This window comes from Amycolatopsis sp. WGS_07, assembly GCF_045278895.1.
GTDB lineage: Bacteria > Actinomycetota > Actinomycetes > Mycobacteriales > Pseudonocardiaceae > Amycolatopsis.
The window spans coordinates 8,923,590-8,939,947 of sequence record NZ_CP136053.1 but is presented as its reverse complement, the minus strand read 5'-3'; the positions used below and the strand labels follow the sequence as shown (position 1 = coordinate 8,939,947).

At 70.6% G+C, this 16,358-nt stretch carries 14 protein-coding genes and 1 pseudogene; 7 read left to right on the top strand and 8 right to left on the bottom strand.

The features are described 5' to 3' along the window. Window positions 1-17 precede the first annotated feature (17 nt). Genes RPX00_RS41985 through RPX00_RS41975 form a run of 3 tightly spaced genes read left to right on the top strand, consistent with a single transcriptional unit; the run spans window position 18 to window position 3,792 of the window. Complete coding sequence (locus RPX00_RS41985) at window positions 18-1,412, top strand: VWA domain-containing protein (RefSeq protein WP_406634107.1); 1,395 nt, start codon at window positions 18-20, stop codon at window positions 1,410-1,412. Next, window positions 1,409-2,494: a hypothetical protein gene (locus tag RPX00_RS41980; RefSeq protein ID WP_406634106.1), complete on the top strand. Its 1,086-nt coding sequence runs from the start codon at window positions 1,409-1,411 to the stop codon at window positions 2,492-2,494. Before RPX00_RS41985 ends, RPX00_RS41980 begins: the two co-directional genes overlap by 4 nt. Further along, complete coding sequence (locus RPX00_RS41975; RefSeq protein WP_406634104.1) at window positions 2,491-3,792, top strand: ABC transporter substrate-binding protein; 1,302 nt, start codon at window positions 2,491-2,493, stop codon at window positions 3,790-3,792. The genes RPX00_RS41980 and RPX00_RS41975 overlap by 4 nt, the downstream gene beginning before the upstream one ends. A 508-nt stretch (window positions 3,793-4,300) precedes the next feature. Here the strand turns inward: RPX00_RS41975 and RPX00_RS41970 are convergent. The 5 genes from RPX00_RS41970 to RPX00_RS41950 form a co-directional block, all read right to left on the bottom strand. Further along, window positions 4,301-4,870, bottom strand: a complete 570-nt coding sequence (locus tag RPX00_RS41970) for a TetR/AcrR family transcriptional regulator (RefSeq protein WP_406634102.1) — start codon at window positions 4,868-4,870, stop codon at window positions 4,301-4,303. Beyond that, a complete protein-coding gene (locus RPX00_RS41965) occupies window positions 4,867-6,762 on the bottom strand; it encodes a YhgE/Pip family protein (protein WP_406643270.1) in 1,896 nt (631 codons plus the stop codon). The genes RPX00_RS41970 and RPX00_RS41965 overlap by 4 nt, the downstream gene beginning before the upstream one ends. 25 nt (window positions 6,763-6,787) lie before the next feature. Then, on the bottom strand, window positions 6,788-7,525 hold the full coding sequence (locus RPX00_RS41960; RefSeq protein WP_406634099.1) for an ATP-binding cassette domain-containing protein: 738 nt from the start codon (window positions 7,523-7,525) through the stop codon (window positions 6,788-6,790). Window positions 7,526-7,632: 107 nt separating this feature from the next. After that, window positions 7,633-8,607 carry a GNAT family N-acetyltransferase gene (locus RPX00_RS41955; protein ID WP_406634097.1) on the bottom strand — a complete coding sequence of 325 codons (975 nt, stop codon included), beginning with the start codon at window positions 8,605-8,607 and terminating at the stop codon, window positions 7,633-7,635. Continuing rightward, window positions 8,544-9,407 carry a class I SAM-dependent methyltransferase gene (locus RPX00_RS41950; RefSeq protein ID WP_406634096.1) on the bottom strand — a complete coding sequence of 288 codons (864 nt, stop codon included), beginning with the start codon at window positions 9,405-9,407 and terminating at the stop codon, window positions 8,544-8,546. The genes RPX00_RS41955 and RPX00_RS41950 overlap by 64 nt, the downstream gene beginning before the upstream one ends. 347 nt (window positions 9,408-9,754) lie before the next feature. Between RPX00_RS41950 and rpsA the strand changes: the two genes are divergently transcribed. Continuing rightward, window positions 9,755-11,248 (top strand): 30S ribosomal protein S1, encoded by a 1,494-nt coding sequence (gene rpsA / locus RPX00_RS41945; RefSeq protein ID WP_406634094.1) that lies wholly within the window; start codon window positions 9,755-9,757, stop codon window positions 11,246-11,248. Between the two features lie 77 nt (window positions 11,249-11,325). On the opposite strand, the gene RPX00_RS41940 is transcribed toward rpsA, so the two are convergent. After that, complete coding sequence (locus tag RPX00_RS41940; RefSeq protein ID WP_406634092.1) at window positions 11,326-11,955, bottom strand: TetR/AcrR family transcriptional regulator; 630 nt, start codon at window positions 11,953-11,955, stop codon at window positions 11,326-11,328. 164 nt (window positions 11,956-12,119) lie between these two features. On the opposite strand from RPX00_RS41940, the gene RPX00_RS41935 reads away from it, so the two are divergent. Next, window positions 12,120-12,560: an OsmC family protein gene (locus tag RPX00_RS41935; RefSeq protein ID WP_406634089.1), complete on the top strand. Its 441-nt coding sequence runs from the start codon at window positions 12,120-12,122 to the stop codon at window positions 12,558-12,560. 126 nt (window positions 12,561-12,686) lie between these two features. Here RPX00_RS41935 and RPX00_RS41930 read toward each other — a convergent pair whose 3' ends face one another. After that, window positions 12,687-12,908 (bottom strand): hypothetical protein, encoded by a 222-nt coding sequence (locus tag RPX00_RS41930; protein ID WP_406634087.1) that lies wholly within the window; start codon window positions 12,906-12,908, stop codon window positions 12,687-12,689. Window positions 12,909-13,124: 216 nt separating this feature from the next. On the opposite strand from RPX00_RS41930, the gene coaE reads away from it, so the two are divergent. Next, on the top strand, window positions 13,125-14,309 hold the full coding sequence (gene coaE / locus RPX00_RS41925) for a dephospho-CoA kinase (protein WP_406634085.1): 1,185 nt from the start codon (window positions 13,125-13,127) through the stop codon (window positions 14,307-14,309). 138 nt (window positions 14,310-14,447) lie between these two features. Further along, complete coding sequence (thrS, locus tag RPX00_RS41920) at window positions 14,448-15,695, top strand: threonine--tRNA ligase (RefSeq protein ID WP_406634083.1); 1,248 nt, start codon at window positions 14,448-14,450, stop codon at window positions 15,693-15,695. Here thrS and RPX00_RS41915 read toward each other — a convergent pair. Continuing rightward, window positions 15,692-16,317: pseudogene (locus RPX00_RS41915) on the bottom strand (response regulator). The gene thrS and the pseudogene RPX00_RS41915 sit on opposite strands and share 4 nt — an antisense overlap. Window positions 16,318-16,358: the final 41 nt, after the last annotated feature.

Below are 16,358 nucleotides of genomic sequence, written 5' to 3'. Positions count from 1 at the left end.
CGGCGAAGGGGCGAGGGATGAGCACGGGTTGGGACGTCGAGGTCCATCAGAACCGTTACCTCGGCGAGGGCGACACCGAGATGCAGGCGGTGGTCACCGTTTCGGCGCGCGACGACGGCCTGGCCGAGTCCCGCGCGCCGGGCGCGGAAGTGCTCCTGGTCGATTGCTCCACGTCGATGCGCTATCCGCCGACGAAGATCGCCGCCGCGCGCCGGGCGGCGGTCGCGGCGATCGGGGCGTTGCCGGACGGCGTCGGATTCGCGGTGGTCCGCGGCACCGAACGGGCCGACCTGGCGTATCCGGCTGACTTCGGTCTCGCGATCGCGTCGGACGAAACCCGGGCGGCGGCGGTCGCGGCGGTGGAGCGGTTCGTCGCGGTCGGCGGCACCGCGATGGGCACCTGGTTGGAGTGCGCGCGGCACCTCTTCGCCGCCGTACCCGAGGCGGTGCGGCACGCGATCCTGTTGACCGACGGGAACAATCAGTCGCAGTCCGCGGAGTCGTTGCGCCGCGAACTCGATGCCTGTGAAGGCCAGTTCGTCTGCGACGCAAGGGGAATCGGCGACGGCTGGGAGCGGGCGGAGCTGGTCGAGATCGGCCGGGTGCTGCGCGGTTCGGTCGACTCGGTGGTCCGCGACGAGGACCTGGTGGAGGACTTCCGCACGCTGATGGCCGCGACGCTCACCAAGGTGATCCCGGCGGCACGGCTGCGGATCGCCGTCACCGAGCAGACCACGCTGCGGTTCGTGAAGCAGGTCTGGCCGAATGAATACGACCTCACCTCGCGCTGCGTTCCCGACGGCGACCGGACGGTGGTCCTCTCGCTCGGTTCGTGGAGCGCGGGCGAGACCAGGGAGTTCCAGCTCGCGGTGCAGGCCTCGGCGGACGACCCGCTGGCGTACGGCTCCGACCGGATGCTCGCGTGGGTTGAGATCGACGGCGCGGCGGATTCGGCGGTCCCGGTGCTGGCGCACTGGACCCGCGACCCGGTCGCGCCGACGCTCGTCGACCCGAAGGTGCGGCGCTACACCATGCACGCGGAGCTGAGCGAGGCGCTGGTGCGCGCCGACGAGGCGTACGCGGCGGGCGATCACGCACGGGCGGCGCGGGAATGGGGCCAGGCAGTCGAAATCGCGTCGCGGACGGGCAACAAGGAGGTGCTGCGACGGCTCGCGCGGGTCGTCGACACGGACGGCGACGAAGTGCAGCTGCGTCCCGAGGTCACCCGCAGCGAACTCCTCAACCTGCTGGTCTCCACCGTCTCGAACGTCGGCGACGAACCCCGCGATGCCCGTCCCGCGCCGCCGCCGGACGCCAAGCCGGTGCGCTGCTCCGGCTGCGAGGAACCGAATCCGCCCGACGCGCTGTTCTGCGAGGGATGCGGGAAGCGCCTGGACGGGGGCGCCGCGTGACGCTGCGGACGCGGCAGCTGCTCGTGCGGATCCGCGCGGTGCTGCTCGCCGGAACGGTGCTCGCGCTGGTCACGTCGTATCTCGCGGTGAGCGGCGTGGTCCGGACTGCCGACCAGATCTCGTCCGCGACCAGCCGCGCGATCCTGGAGGTCGCGGCGGCGCGGGACGCACTGGTGTCCGCCGACGCCGCGGCCATCGCCAGTTTCGCTTCGGGCGAGGCGAAACTGGCCGGACCGGGGCAGGAGTACGAGAACCGGATGGCGTCGGCGAGCCAGAGCCTCGCCCGGGTCGCGGAGTTCAACCAGGCAGGCGGCCTCGGCACCGGAACCCTGCAGACCGTCGAAGGACTGGTGGCGTCGTACTCGGGCGCGATGGGCCAGGCCGACGCGCATTTCCGGCAGCAGGGCGGGGAACTGGTCGGGCTGGCCGATCTCTGGTACGCGTCGCGGCTGCTGCACGGACCGGACAATGTGCTGGAGCTGCTGGGCAAACTCCAGCAGGACGAACGCGCCGCCCTCGACAGCCAGATCTCCGGCGCCAGGATGAGCACCGGCCTGCTCGTGCTCTGGCTGCTGCCGCCGATCGTGCTGCTCACCCTGCTGGTCGCGACGCAAGTGTTCCTGCGCCAGCGATTCCGGCGCCGGCTGAACCTGCCGCTGCTCGGCGCGACCGTGCTCGGAGTCGGCGTCGTCGCCGGTCTGCTGGTGGCCTTCGCCCTAGCCGGACGGCTCGACGTGGTGCGCGAGAACGTAGACCAGGCCGTTGCGGTGCGGGAAGCAAGCATCGGAGCCGCCGACGCGAACGGCCACGCCCGCCTGGCCACCCTGCTGCAGCAACGCTGCGGCCCGGCCGGCTGCGGCCCCACCGTGGACGATTTCCGCCTCCAGACCCCAACCGTCTCGACCGTCGCCCCCGCACAGGACGCCATCACCTCGGCCGCCCGCGCGGTGAAGTCCGCCGGAGATTCGGCCACCGAATCCGGCGGTTTGCCCGTGCTGGTCCCCGCCGCCCTGATCCTCGCCGGCGGGCTCGTGGTCGCCGGGCTCTACCGGCGGATCGACGAATACCGGTACCGCTCATGAACCGTCCACTGTGGAAGAAGCTGCTCCTGCTGGCGGCGACCGCGCTGGTGACGGCTTCGTCGGCATGCGGGGTCGCGGCGAACAGCAACACGGTGAGCGTGATCGGAGTCTGGACCGAAGGCGAGGAAGCCGCTTTCAACCTGGTGAAGCGCCGGTTCGAGGACAAGACCGGCATCACAGTGCGCTACCAGGGCACGCGCGCGGTGGAGCAAGTACTGGCCGCCGACGTCCAGCAGGGCGCCGCCCCCGACATCGCGGTGCTGTCCAGCCCCGGCCTGCTCGCCGACTACGCCCGCCGCCACGAGATCAAGCCACTGGACTTCCTGGAAAAGAAAGCCGAATCCTTCTACGGCAGGCAATGGGTCAACCTGCAACGCCTAGGCACCGGCAAACTCTATTCGGTAGCAGTAAAAGCGGACCTCAAAAGCGCGATCTGGTACCGCCCGTCCAGCGTCCCCGGCCCGAAACCCGCCACCTGGCAACAGCTAGTCACCCTAGCCGCCGCCCCCGGCACCCCGTGGTGCCTCGGACTGGCCTCCCCGCCGACGTCCGGCTTCCCCGGCACCGACTGGATCGAGGACATCCTGCTGCACTCCGCGGGCCCCGAGATCTACCGGCAATGGGCAGGCGGCGCCCTCCCGTGGACGTCGGACCCGGTCCGCCAGGCATTCCGCGACTGGGGCACCCTGGTCGTCCGCCCCGGCGGCATCCAAGGCGGCGCGCCCTCGGCACTGCTCACCGATTTCCGCGACTCCGCCCGCCCCCTCTTCACCGACCCGCCCGGCTGCCGGATGGAACACCAGGGCTCGTTCACGATGGGCAGCTACCAAACCATGCACCTGCACACCCCGACCGGCCCGCACCCGCAGCCCGGCACCGACTACGACTTCTTCCCGTTCCCGGGATCCGGCGCGTCAGAGGTATCGGCGGACCTGGCCGCGATGTTCGCCGACACCCCGCAAGCCCGCCAATTCCTGGACTTCCTGGTCTCGCCAGAAGCCCAGCAAATCTGGGCAGGCAACCCCAACGCGAGCGCCTTCTCCGCAGGAGCCGCCGTCGCGAAGGACGTCTACCGCGACCCGGTGAAACGCAAGGTCGCCGACACGCTGACCTCCGGAAAACCCGTCTGCTTCGACGCCTCCGACCTGATGCCCGCGACCATGACCGGCGCCTTCTACCGCGCGATCCTGGAATACACCGCCGACCCAGCACAACTGGAAACCCTGCTGACCCGCCTGGACGACACCCGCAAGGGCATCCCGCGCGAGCAATGGCTGAACGTCCCCTGTGGACAGTGACCCCCCGCCGACCGTCCGTGAGGGCCCCCTTCACGGACTCAGATTCCCTCAAGGAGTCCTTCACGGACCGCCCGGCACCGCTAGCCCCCACCAAGAACCGCAGCCAACGCACCCAACGAGCGAGGCACCCAGCCCCACCCCCGCACCCCGATACGAAGCCTCCCTGCGGTCAGTGGGTGCTTGTCAAGGCATCTTTCCCGCCTTGACAAGCACCCACTGACCGTCAGCACACTCGGGCTTCGGGGTGCCCCACGCCACCCCTCGGTCCCAGCAGGAGGGATTCACCCGCCCACCTGCCCAGTCAGCGGTACCCCAGTCACCACGACCCCACTTAGCGTGACCCACTGCAGGTGTTCGACCAACCCGGAAGGACCGACCGATGATCAAGCGGCTGTTCCAGACTGTCCTGCGGCACGGATGCTGCTCCGCATGCACCGGCAAAGGCTGCGGCTGCTGCGCCAACTGCCACTGAACCCGCCCGGGGCCCGGCCGTCCGCCGGGCCCCCGCTCACCGCTTCAGCCCGTGGATCAGCATCATCACCGAAGCGAGCACGTCAGCCCGGGACCGCGCAGGGTGAAACACCTGCCAGTCCAGCGCCACCACCAGCATCGTCCCGAACAACCCCGCCGCCGCGGTCGCGATGTCCAGCCCGGCAGGCAGCCGCCCGGCCGAATCCAGCCGCTCCAGCTGGGTCTTCACCACCGCGATCAGCTCTTCCCGCAGCAGCGCCAGCGTGTCGTGCCACCGCCCCGGCGTATGCCACAGCTCGCTCACCACGATCTGCGAGAACCCCGGATATTCCGCGATGAACTCCAGCGTTGTGTCCACCTGGGCCTCGATCACCGCCAGCGGATCGTCGTCCGTCCCGGCCGCCCGCAGCCGCCCGGCGAGCAGGTCCACGCCGAACCGCAGCAGCGCGTCGACCAGGCCGTCCTTGGACCCGAAGTTGTAGTAGACGGTGCCCTTCGCGACCCCGGCCTCGGCCGCGATGTCGTCCACCGTCAGCCCCACGAGGCCCCTGCTGGCCGACAGCCGCAGGGTGGCCTCGAAGAGCTTCCGTTTGGTCGCCTCTCTCACAGGCTCAGCTCGGGCTTGAGCGCGGAGACCGACCACGTCCGGTGTTTGCGCGCCGCGAGAGTGGACAGCAGGATCCCGCCGACGAGGTACGCCACCAGCACCCCTACGTCACCGAGGATCTGCATCGAGGCGCCGGAATAGAGCAGGTGCCGGAACCCGTCGATGGCGTAACCCATGGGCAGCACTATGTGCAGCGGATACAGCGCGTCCGGAATGGTCTGCCACGGGAACGTGCCGCCCGCGCTCACCAGCTGCAGCACCAGCAGCACGAGCCCGAGGAACTTGCCGACCGCGCCGAAGAGCGCGTTCAGCGCGTGCACGATCGACGTGAAGGCCAGCGACACCAGGCAGGCGAAGCCGATCGCGCCCAGCGGATGCGCCACGTGGATGCCGACCAGCCAGGTCACCGCGGCGAACAGCACGATCACCTGCCCCAGGCCCAGCACGGCCGAGGACAGCCAGCCGCCGAGCGCGACCCGCAGCGGCGACGCGCCGGCGGTGAGCGCGCGCGTCGACAGCGGGCGGATCAGCAGGAACAGCACGAACGCGCCGATCCAGGTGGCCAGCGAGATGAAGAACGGGGCGAGCCCGGCGCCGTAGGTGCCCGCCGACGCCACGCCGTTCGACGTGACCGCGACCGGGTCGGCGATCGTGTTCGCGGTGGCGGTGCGGGTCGGGTCGTCCGGGTTCGGGATCTGCTTCAGCCCGGCGGCGAGGCCGTCGCGCAGCTTCACCGAACCGTCGGCGAGCTGGTCGGTGCCGGTGACGGCGGTCTTCTCGCCGTCGTTGAGCTTCGCCGCTCCGTCGCGCAGCTGGTTCGCGCCGTCGGACGCCTGCGCGATCCCGTTGGCCAGCTGCGGCGAGGCCGACGCGAGCTGGTGCGCCCCGTCGGACACCTGCCGGGCGCCGCTGGAGAGCTTCTGCAGGTCTCCGTTGGCGGACTGGATCTTCCCGTTCGCCTGGTTCGCGTCCGTGCGCAGCTTGTCGTAGTCGGCCAGGATCGAGTTCTTGAGGTTCTCCGGCATCCCGGATTCCTGCAGCTTCGCGGCCAGTTGGGTGCGGTAGCCGTCGATCCGGCCCATCACGTCGGACGAGGCGGACGCGGCCAGCGAGCCCGCGCTCGCCACCTTCTGGTTGCCGTCGGCCACCTGGCCCGCGCCGTCGGCGAGCTTCTGCGTTTGGCTCGGCAGCTGCGCGGTGCTCGATTTGAGCGTGCCCAGCCCGGTGGCGAGACTGGCCGACCCGGTCGCGAGCTGGTTCGCCCCGTCGGCCAGTTGGTGTTGCCCCGTCTGGAGTTTCGCCGCGCCGTCGGCGAGCTGCTTCGCGCCGTCGGTCGCCTCGGAGATCTTGCCGTAGATGGTGGAGAAGCCGACGAGGAACTTGTCCGCGGCCTCGCTGCCGACCTTCTCCGCGATCGTCTTGCGGACCTGGTCGGCCACCTGTTTCGCGATCGTGCCGGACAGATAGTTGTTGGCGTCGTTGGTGGTGAGCGTGATGGTCGCCTGCTCCGGCTCGAAGTTGCCGGACGAGAGCAGCGCCTTCGAGAAGTCGTGCGGGATGCCGATGGCGAAGGAGTACTTGTCGTCCCGCACGCCGTCCCGGGCGTCCTTTTCGGATACTTGGTGCCACTGGAAGGTGCCGGACTTCACCAGTTCGTCGGTGACCTCGCGGCCGACGTTGCGCTCGGCCCCGCCGGAATCCTTCGCACCCGCGTCCTCGGTGAACACCGCGGCGGGCAGCTTGTCGAGGCGGCCGTAGGGGTCGTAGTTCGCGTAGAGGTAGAACGACGCGTACAGCAGCGGCACCATGACGAGCGCGAACATGGCGAGCTTGGGCAGCGTCCCGGTGGACAGCCTGCGCAGCTCGTTGCCCGCGATCCGGAACGCGTTCAGTCCGCCGGCCCGCTTGTGGGGGTGGTCATGCCCGGTCTCCCTCGGAGTTCTCGGTTTCGGCGGTCAGTTCGGCGGTTTCCGGGAGCTGCTTGGTCTGCTCGGCCGCAGAGGTCTCAGCGGGGTCCGGCGGCGCGTACAGCCGGACTGGATCCGGTTGCTCGGCTTCGCCGACCTTGGCGGGCGGATAGGGGAGCGCCGACACCGGCGTCGTCGCGGCCAGCACCGCTACCGCGAACCCGCGGGCGGCGTGCTCCTTCGCGACCGCCGCCCAGGAATCGACGTCGCTGGTGTGCCGGTCGGGAGCGTCGAGGACGAGCACGCGCACGCCTTCGCGTTCGGCGGCCAGCGCGGTAAGCAGCCGGGTGCGCAGCGCGGGTTCGAGGCTCTCGAACCGGCTGTCGGCGTACGGCCCCGCGTCGTGTTGCGAGAGCCAGGCCGCGACCGCATCCTTGCCGGACGGACGGTGCGCGAGCGCCAGCTCCTCGGCGGTGACGATGCGCAAGGACAACGCCTCGTCCGGCTCGCTGACCCCCGGCGAGTCCACCACGGCCACGAGCCGGCGCAGGTCGCCTTCCGGATCGGCGGTCACGGTGCCGGTGGTCGGCTTCAGCCGCCCGGCCAGCGCGAGCGCCAGCGCGGTGATGCCGACGCCCGGCTCGCCGTGCACCACGGTGAGGCAGCCCTCCTCGACGGTGAGCGAGGTAGGCGGCAACAAGGGGCCGTGGGGACCCTTCAGGGACACCCGGTCGGCACGGACCTGCACAGGACACACTCCACGGATTTTGAACTGACTAGTCAGTTCAAAAGTTAGTCCTGACCTCGGGGGCGGGCAAGGCGGCTCGCCGGACGTCACACCAAAGAGCGGTCAGCTCACCGCAGGGCCCACGCTGGGTGTGCTTCCCAGGACGTCCACAGCGGCCGGTAGCCCTGCCGGTGCCAGAACACCGACGACAGGGGATTGGTCGGGTTGTAGTAGAGGTAGGTGCCGGTCGCGCCCTGGTTCAGCAGTTCGCGGTGCGCGCGGGCCATCAGCGCGCGGCCGATCCCCTTGCCGCGGCTGGCCCGGCCGGTGACGACGTTGTTCACGTAGCCCCAGCGTCCGGTCGGCAGCAGTTCCGCCGCCTCGTTCCCGGGCACGGACTCGACCCAGTCGCATTGCGCGAGCGCCACTACTTCGCCGCCGGCCTCGGCGACCCAGGTCGCCTTTTCGCCGAGCGCGCGCCGCAGCGCCGGGCCGAGCAGTTCCGCGGTCTGCTCTCGTTTCCGGTGCGCGACAAGGCCGGTGTAATCGAACGTCGCGGTGCACAACGCGAGCGCCGCCGGGTAGTCGTCCGGTCCGGCGAGCCGGATCGACGCCTCGGACTCGGTCTCCTCCGGCCCGACGGCGGGGCGGACGGCCAGTGCGGACAGCGGAACCAGCCCGTGGTCGAGAAAGGCCCGGATGGCTTCGGCGTCGCGGCTCGGCCAGTTGACGACGCACGCCGAATCGGGTCCCGGCGCTTCAGTGTCCACTTCGGACCGAAGCGCGCCGAGCAGCGCGTCGAATCCTTCGGTGCCCGCGGTCTCCGGATCCGGGAACAGCTGCCACACCTCGGCCGCCGACCACAGCAGGGGAGCGTCGCCCGGACCGTGCCGGTACCGTTGGAGCGTCGCCGAAACCCGCGCGCCGGAAGCGGTCACGGCGTGCAGGCGGTCGCCGCCCCCGAGCGGAACGGGCGGCGGCAGGAGCGGGTCGAGTCCGGCGAATCGGCCTGCGGGGGTCACCGCCGCAGCGTAGCCGGTCAGTCGCGGCGCGTGCGGAAGATCGCGGTGCCCGGGAACAGCCTGCCGCGCAGCGGGCTCCACTGGCCCCAGGTGCGCGAGTGGCCCGGCGGCCATTCCGGCTCGACGAGGTCGTCCAGCGCGAAGCCCGCGGCGGCGAGCGCGCGCACGTAGTCGCCGAGCGTGCGGTGGTATTCGACGTAGGTGGCCGTGCCGTCGTCGTCCACCTCGACGTACGGCGTGCGGTCGAAGTACGGCTGGGTCGCGGTGAGCCCCTGCGGCCCGGGATCGTCCGGGAAGATCCACCGCATCGGGTGGGTCACCGAGAAAACCCACGGCGCGCCGGGGCGAAGCACCCGGCGCACTTCGCCGAACACCGTCTCCAGCGACGGCACGAAGGGGAGCGCGCCGAACGCGGAGCACGCGATGTCGAAGCTGGCGTCGGCGAAGGGGAGCCGCTCGGCGTTCGCCTGCACGAGGGGGACCGTCACGCCGGTGCGGGCGTTCCCTTCACGAGCGTGCCGGAGCATGCCGCCGGACAGATCGGTGGCGACCGGTTCGGCCCCGGCGGCCGCGAGCCAGCGCGAGCACGCGGCCTGCCCGCAGCCGACTTCGAGCACGCGCCGCCCGCGCACGTCGCCGAGCAGCCGCGCGTCCTCCTCGCGCACGCCCTCCGGGCACCAGACGAAATCGGCGTCGCCGAGGAATCCGCCGTGAGTGGCCTGGTAGTCGTCGGCATCCGCGTCCCACCAGGCCAGATTCGCCGCTTCCGCTTCGTTTCCGCCCACCTCGCGATGGGCGACGCCGACGGTGCCGAGCCGTTCCTCGGCGCTCGCGTGGCGGCCGCCGGACGGGGCCGCCGGGGCCGCGGCGGGCTCGGGCATGCCGGTCTCCTCTCCCGGTGGCGCCGGCCAGGCGCGGGGGAATGCGCGGACCGGCGGAAACGTTGTGCAGAACGTACCGGGAGCCGAGGGCGACCCTGATTGTGTCCCCCGCGGGGGCCCGCGTACGATACGTGTTAGCGCAGTGGGGTTCGCGCTGCCTGGGTGACTACCCACCGGGGCCGCGCATCGTCAGCGGGTCATGCCGCGGTCGTTCACTGGTGGAACGTTTGGTCGCCGGACGTTTGAGCAGGGTCGTCGCATGCCATGGCTGCGGGCCCCGCGCGTGCTTTGCCGGTAGCCAACTGCACATCCGCCTACGACACCCATCCACCGGAGCAACCCGCCTAATGACCACCGACACCGCCACCGCCCCGACCGCCCCGACCGGGGCCCCGCAGGTCGCCATCAACGACATCGGGTCGGAGGAAGACTTCCTCGCGGCTATCGACAAGACGATCAAGTACTTCAACGATGGGGACATCGTCGAGGGCACCATCGTCAAGGTCGACCGCGACGAGGTCCTGCTCGACATCGGGTACAAGACCGAGGGCGTCATCCCCTCGCGCGAGCTGTCCATCAAGCACGATGTCGACCCGGCCGAGGTTGTCGCCGTCGGCGATGAGGTCGAAGCCCTCGTTCTCCAGAAGGAGGACAAGGAAGGCCGTCTGATCCTGTCCAAGAAGCGCGCGCAGTACGAGCGCGCCTGGGGCACGATCGAGGAGCTCAAGGAGAAGGACGAGCCCGTCAAGGGCACCGTCATCGAGGTCGTCAAGGGCGGCCTGATCCTGGACATCGGCCTGCGCGGCTTCCTGCCGGCGTCGCTGGTCGAGATGCGCCGCGTGCGCGACCTGCAGCCGTACGTCGGCCGCGAGCTCGAGGCGAAGATCATCGAGCTGGACAAGAACCGCAACAACGTGGTCCTGTCCCGCCGTGCCTACCTCGAGCAGACCCAGTCCGAGGTGCGCAGCGAGTTCCTCAACGCGCTCGCCAAGGGCCAGGTCCGCAAGGGCGTCGTGTCCTCGATCGTCAACTTCGGCGCCTTCGTGGACCTCGGCGGCGTCGACGGCCTGGTGCACGTCTCCGAGCTGTCCTGGAAGCACATCGACCACCCGTCCGAGGTCGTCGAGGTCGGCCAGGAGGTCACGGTCGAGGTCCTGGACGTCGACATGGACCGCGAGCGCGTCTCGCTGTCGCTGAAGGCGACCCAGGAAGACCCGTGGCGCCAGTTCGCCCGCACCCACGCGATCGGCCAGATCGTGCCGGGCAAGGTCACCAAGCTCGTCCCGTTCGGCGCGTTCGTCCGCGTCGAGGAGGGCATCGAGGGCCTGGTGCACATCTCCGAGCTGGCCGAGCGCCACGTGGAGATCCCGGAGCAGGTCGTCCAGGTCAACGGCGACGTCATGGTCAAGGTCATCGACATCGACCTCGAGCGCCGCCGCATCTCGCTGTCGCTGAAGCAGGCGAACGAGGGCGTCACGCCGGAGACCGAGTTCGACCCCACTCAGTACGGCATGGCCGCCGAGTACGACACCGAGGGGAACTACATCTACCCCGAGGGCTTCGACCCGGACACGCAGGAGTGGCAGGAAGGCTTCGACAAGCAGCGCGAGGAGTGGGAGCGGCAGTACGCCGAGGCCCACACCCGCTACGAGCAGCACATGGCCCAGGTCAAGAAGGCCGCCGAGGCCGACGCCGAAGCCGCTGCCGACGCTGCCACCGGCATCGAGGGCGGCGACCAGAGCTACACCTCGTCCGCTCCGGTCGAGGCGAAGAGCGGCGGCACGCTCGCCAGCGACGAGCAGCTCGCGGCTCTGCGCGAGAAGCTGTCGGGCGGCGCGTGAGCGTCTGACTCGCTGAGTCTCTGACGAATTCGGCCCCGGTCCGCACGGACCGGGGCCGAATTCTTTGTGTCAGGGGTTCAGCGCAGGCCGAGCCCGTCGATCGTCGCCCGCACGCCGCGGCGGTACATCGTTTCGTGCGCGGACTCGTTCGAGCTGAGGAACCAGTCGTCGAGCGGGCTTTGCGAGCGGATCGTCAGCTCGACGCTCACCAGCCCGTGCATCGACGTCCAGAGCAGATAACCGCATTCCTGCGCGACGACGTCCGGCGGGCAGACGAGTTCGATTTTCGCGACGAACTCGGCGAAACTCGTGCGCAGCACCCCCGACCGCAACGCCGGGTCCGGGTCGTAGTCGTGCACCGAACGCTCGAACATCAAGCCGTAGCGAGCCGGGCTCTCCAGCGCGAACCGGCGGTACGCGAGCGCGACCTCCAGCAGGTCGGCGACCCCGTCGCCCTCGGACGGCGGGACCGAGCGCAGTTCTTCGCCCAGCAGGTCGAAAGCCCGTTCGTACAAGGCGTCCAGCAGACCGGTGCGGCCGCCGAAGCGCGTGTACACCGTGATCGTGGACGCGCCGGCCTGTTCCGCCACCGCGCGCACGGTGAGCCCGGCGACGCCGCGCTCGGTGAGGACGGTCAGGGCCGCGTCGAGGAACCGGCCGCGATTGTGCTGTTCCGCCGGCCGTGTCGAAAGATGCCGGGTGGCCATCTCCCACCCCCTCGTGCCCGTGCTCCGCGGGAACCGTCCGCGGCTCGCAAGCAGAAGATACGATATTCACGGCTTCTTGGGAACGTCGTTCCCGTGCGCCCGGACCGTCCACAAGCGACCGCCCGTACTGAGCAGGCCTTGCCGAACAGAAGGAAACCGCCGTCATGACCCAGCCGGAACCCGGCACTGTCGTCGTCACCGATGCCGGGAGCGGCCGCTACACCCAGCGCGTCACGACCGCGGGCCACGAATTCCTCGCCGACGAACCGGAGAGCGTCGGCGGAGCGGACGCCGGACCCACGCCGTACGACCTCCTGCTTTCCGCGCTCGGCACCTGCACCTCGATGACCCTGCGGATGTACGCCGACCGCAAGGGAATCCCGCTCACCCGCACCACCGTCCGGCTCCGGCACGACCGCATCCACGCGCGCGACTGCGAACGCTGCGAAACCGAGGTCGGGCTGATCAGCCGGATCACCCGGGAAATCTCCCTGGAAGGCGACCTCGACGACGACCAGCGCGCGCGGCTGCTCGAGATCGCGGACAAATGCCCGGTGCACCGCACGCTGAGCCACGAGATCGCGATCGAAACGCACGCGGTCTGATCAGGTCCGTGAGGGCCACCCTCACGACCATCCGCCGTCCGTGAAGGACTCCTTCACGGACTTAGATTCCCTCAAGGAGTCCTTGACGGACGGCGGGCTGTCACCACGCGCGTCGCGGGGGAAGGGTCAGGCGCGTTCCAGCGAAACCGCGGGCACCCAAGCGCGTTCGAGTGCGGCCGCGCGAGCGCGGCGGCGGAGGCCGGCCAGGCTGTGTTTCGCGGGCACGAGCAGCGCGCTGAACCACGTGCGCCGGTACTCCTCGAGCGCGTCCGAGACCTGGCGGTAGGAGACGCAGTGCACCAGGCCCGGGGTGCCGAGCCGGTGCTTCCCGACGTGCTTCTGCGCCATTGTTCCTCCGTGTGGGCGACCCTTCCGCCGCGCACGGTACGCACTCGACCCGCGAAAACAGCGCAAGCGCCCGGCGTGTCACCCACATCAGTTCGGCTACGCCCGAAAATGTGCTTGCGTTTACGCGGAGGGTGTGCGGGTACGCGTGCGAGTGCACGTGCAGGGGGCTTCGGTGTCGCCTGAGCGGGTGACGGCAGCGCTGGTTAGGGTGTGACCATGCTGCGAGTGGGCCTGACGGGCGGGATCGGTGCTGGGAAGTCGACGGTGGCGAACCGGCTGGCCGAACACGGGGCGGTCGTCATCGATTCGGACCGCATCGCCCGCGAGGTCGTGGAGCCGGGCACGCCCGGGCTGGCCGCGCTGACCGAGGCGTTCGGCGAAGAAATCCTCGCCGAGGACGGCTCGCTGGACCGGCCCGCGCTCGCCGCGCGCGCGTTCGCCGACGACGAGTCGCGCAAGCGGCTGAACTCGATCGTGCATCCGCTGGTCGGGCAGCGCACCGGCGAGCTGATGGCCGCGGCCGCCGACGACGCGGTGGTGGTGCACGACGTGCCGCTGCTGGTCGAGAACGACCTGGCCCCCGCGTATCACCTGGTGCTGGTGGTCGACGCGCCGGTGGAGGTGCGGGTGCGCCGGCTGGTCGAGGTGCGCGGCATGCCCGAGGCCGACGCCAGGGCGCGGATCCGCGCGCAGGCCGCGGAGGAACAGCGCCGCGCCGTCGCGGACGTCTGGCTCGACAACGGCGGCACGCCGGACGTGGTGCTCGCCGAGGTGGACGCGTTGTGGGCGGACCGGCTGGTGCCGTTCGAGGCGAACCTCCGGCTGCGCAAACCGCGTCCGCCCGCCTCGCCGGTGATCTCGCCGTACGACCCGAGCTGGCCGCTGCAGGCCGAACGCCGGCTGGCGCGGCTGCGGCAGATCGCCGGGGCGCGGCTGGTGCGCGCGGACCACATCGGGTCCACCGCGGTGCCGGGGCTGCCCGCCAAGGACGTCCTCGACCTCCAGCTCACAGCGTCCTCTTTGGACGATGCGGATGCGCTCGCCGAGGCCCTCGCCGACGCCGGTTTCCCGCGCCGCGAAGGCGAATGGTGGGACGATCCGCAGGACGGCGGCGGGAAGTGGCTCAAGCGGTTCCACCAGAGCGCCGACCCGAAGCGGCCGGTGAACCTGCACGTCCGGTCCACCGAAACGCCGGCGTGGCGGCTCGCGCTGTTGTTCCGCGACTGGATCCGCGCGCATCCCGACGAGCGTGACAGCTACACCGAGGTGAAGGAAGCACTGGCGCGCAAGCATTCCGCGGACGGCACGGTCGAGCAGTACGCGGAGGAGAAGCAGAGCTGGGTCAACGCGGCGTTCGTGCGCGCGGAGAAATGGGCCGAGCAGAGCGGCTGGAAGCCCTGAGCCGGAAAACCAGGTGCGGTCCCGCCGGACGCGGGGTTACCTTCGGGGGCATGAAGTGCGCCCAGTCCACGACGACGCCGGATCCCGTCCCGGCGCGCTGAACACTGCCATTCGAGCCCGGGGCGAGCGCCCCGGGCCTTGCCGTGCGCTCGCCTCGCCTTCCGTGAGGAGACCGCCATGCCTGACCACCGCAAACTCGGCCGGGAACTCGGCCTGTTCGGCAGCGACCCGCTGATCGGGGCCGGTCTGCCGTATCTGCTGCCCGACGGCGCCGCCGTGCGGCACGTGCTGGAGGAGTACGTCCGCGAGGTCGAACGCCGCGCCGGCTACCAGCACGTGTCGTCGCCGGTGCTGGGGAAGCGGGAGCTGTACGAGCTTTCCGGGCACTGGGCGCATTACCGCGACGACATGTTCCCGCCGATGGACCTCGGCGGCGAGCAGGTCGTGCTGCGGCCGAGCCTGTGCCCGCACCACGCGCTGATCTACCGTTCGCGGGCCCGCAGCCATCGCGAACTGCCGGTGCGGCTGGCCGAACTCGGCGGGATGTACCGCGCCGAACTGTCCGGCGTCCTCGGCGGGCTCAGCCGGGTGCGGGCGATCCAGTTGAACGACGCGCACATTTTCTGCGAGCCCGGCCAAGTCGGCGCGGAGGTGCGGAGTGCGCTCGCGCTGATCCGCCGCGTGTACCGGGATCTCGGGCTGAAACCCGCTCGCTACCGCCTTTCCCTGCCGGACAACCGCGGCAAATACGCCGGAGCGGCCGAAGCGTGGGAGCGTGCGGCTGAGGTGCTCGTCGATGCGCTGGACGGGGTCGATTACGAACGCGGGCCGGGCGAAGCCGCGTTCTACGGCCCGAAGATCGACGTCCAGATCGCCGACAGCGCCGGCCGCGAGTCGACCCTGTCCACCGTGCAGGTCGACCTCCACCAGCCGGAGCGGTTCGGGCTCGAATACGTCGGCCCGGACGGCCGCGCGCATCGGCCGGTGCTGGTGCACCGCGCGGTGCTCGGCAGCCTGGAACGCGTGCTGGCCCAGCTGATCGAGGAGCACGGCGGCGCGTTCCCGCCATGGCTGGCCCCGGTACAGGTCGCCGTGCTGCCGGTCGGCGACGCGGAACTCGAGGCCGCGTCGGCGGTCGCGGAGCAGGCCATGGACGCCGGGCTGCGCGCCGAGGTCGTTCCGGCGGATCGCGGCAGCCTGGGCTCCCGGATTCGAGACCGTCGGCTGGTGCCGTACCAGGCGGTGATCGGTTCGCGAGAGGCTGCCGCGGACATGGTGGCACCTCGACTCCGGGACGGACGGAAGCTGGATCCGTTGCCAGGGAAGGAGTTCGTGGCCGCGGTGGTGGCCCGGGTGGCGTCGAGAAGCGGAGAGCTGTGGGGCTAGGAACCCAGCAAACCGCGCTCGAAGGCCACCGCCACCGCGGCCGCGCGGTCCTTCACGCCGAGCTTCGCGTACGCGTGCAGCAGATGCGTCTTCACCGTCGCCTCGCTGATGAACAGCTTCTTCGCCGCTTCCTTGTTCGTGGACCCTCGCGCGACCAGGCCCAGCACCTCGATTTCCCGCTGCGACAGCGGTTCCTGCGCCGGTGCGCGCATCTGGCCCATGATCCGGCTGGCGACGGCGGGGAGAGGACTGCCTCGCCGCGGGCGGCCGCGCGCACGGCACGGAACAGTTCCTCGCGCGGCGAATCCTTCAGCAGGTAGCCGGTCGCGCCCGCCTCGATCGCGGGCAGCACGTCGGAATCCGTGTCGTAGGTGGTCAGCACGAGCACGCGAGCCGGGTTGCCGAGGCGGGCGAGTTCGGTGATCGCGGCGACGCCGTCGGTGCCGGGCATGCGCAGGTCCATCAGCACCACGTCCGGTTTCAGCGCTTCCGCGAGCGTGACCGCCTCGGCCCCGTGCGCGGCCTCGCCCAGCACCTCGAAGCCGCGCTCGCCGGTGAAGATGCCGCGCAGCCCGTCCCGGACGATCGGGTGGTCGTCGGCGATGAGCAGGGTGATGGTCATGAGGCCCCTCGGTCGGGTCCAGTGTCGCAGCCGGGACGGCG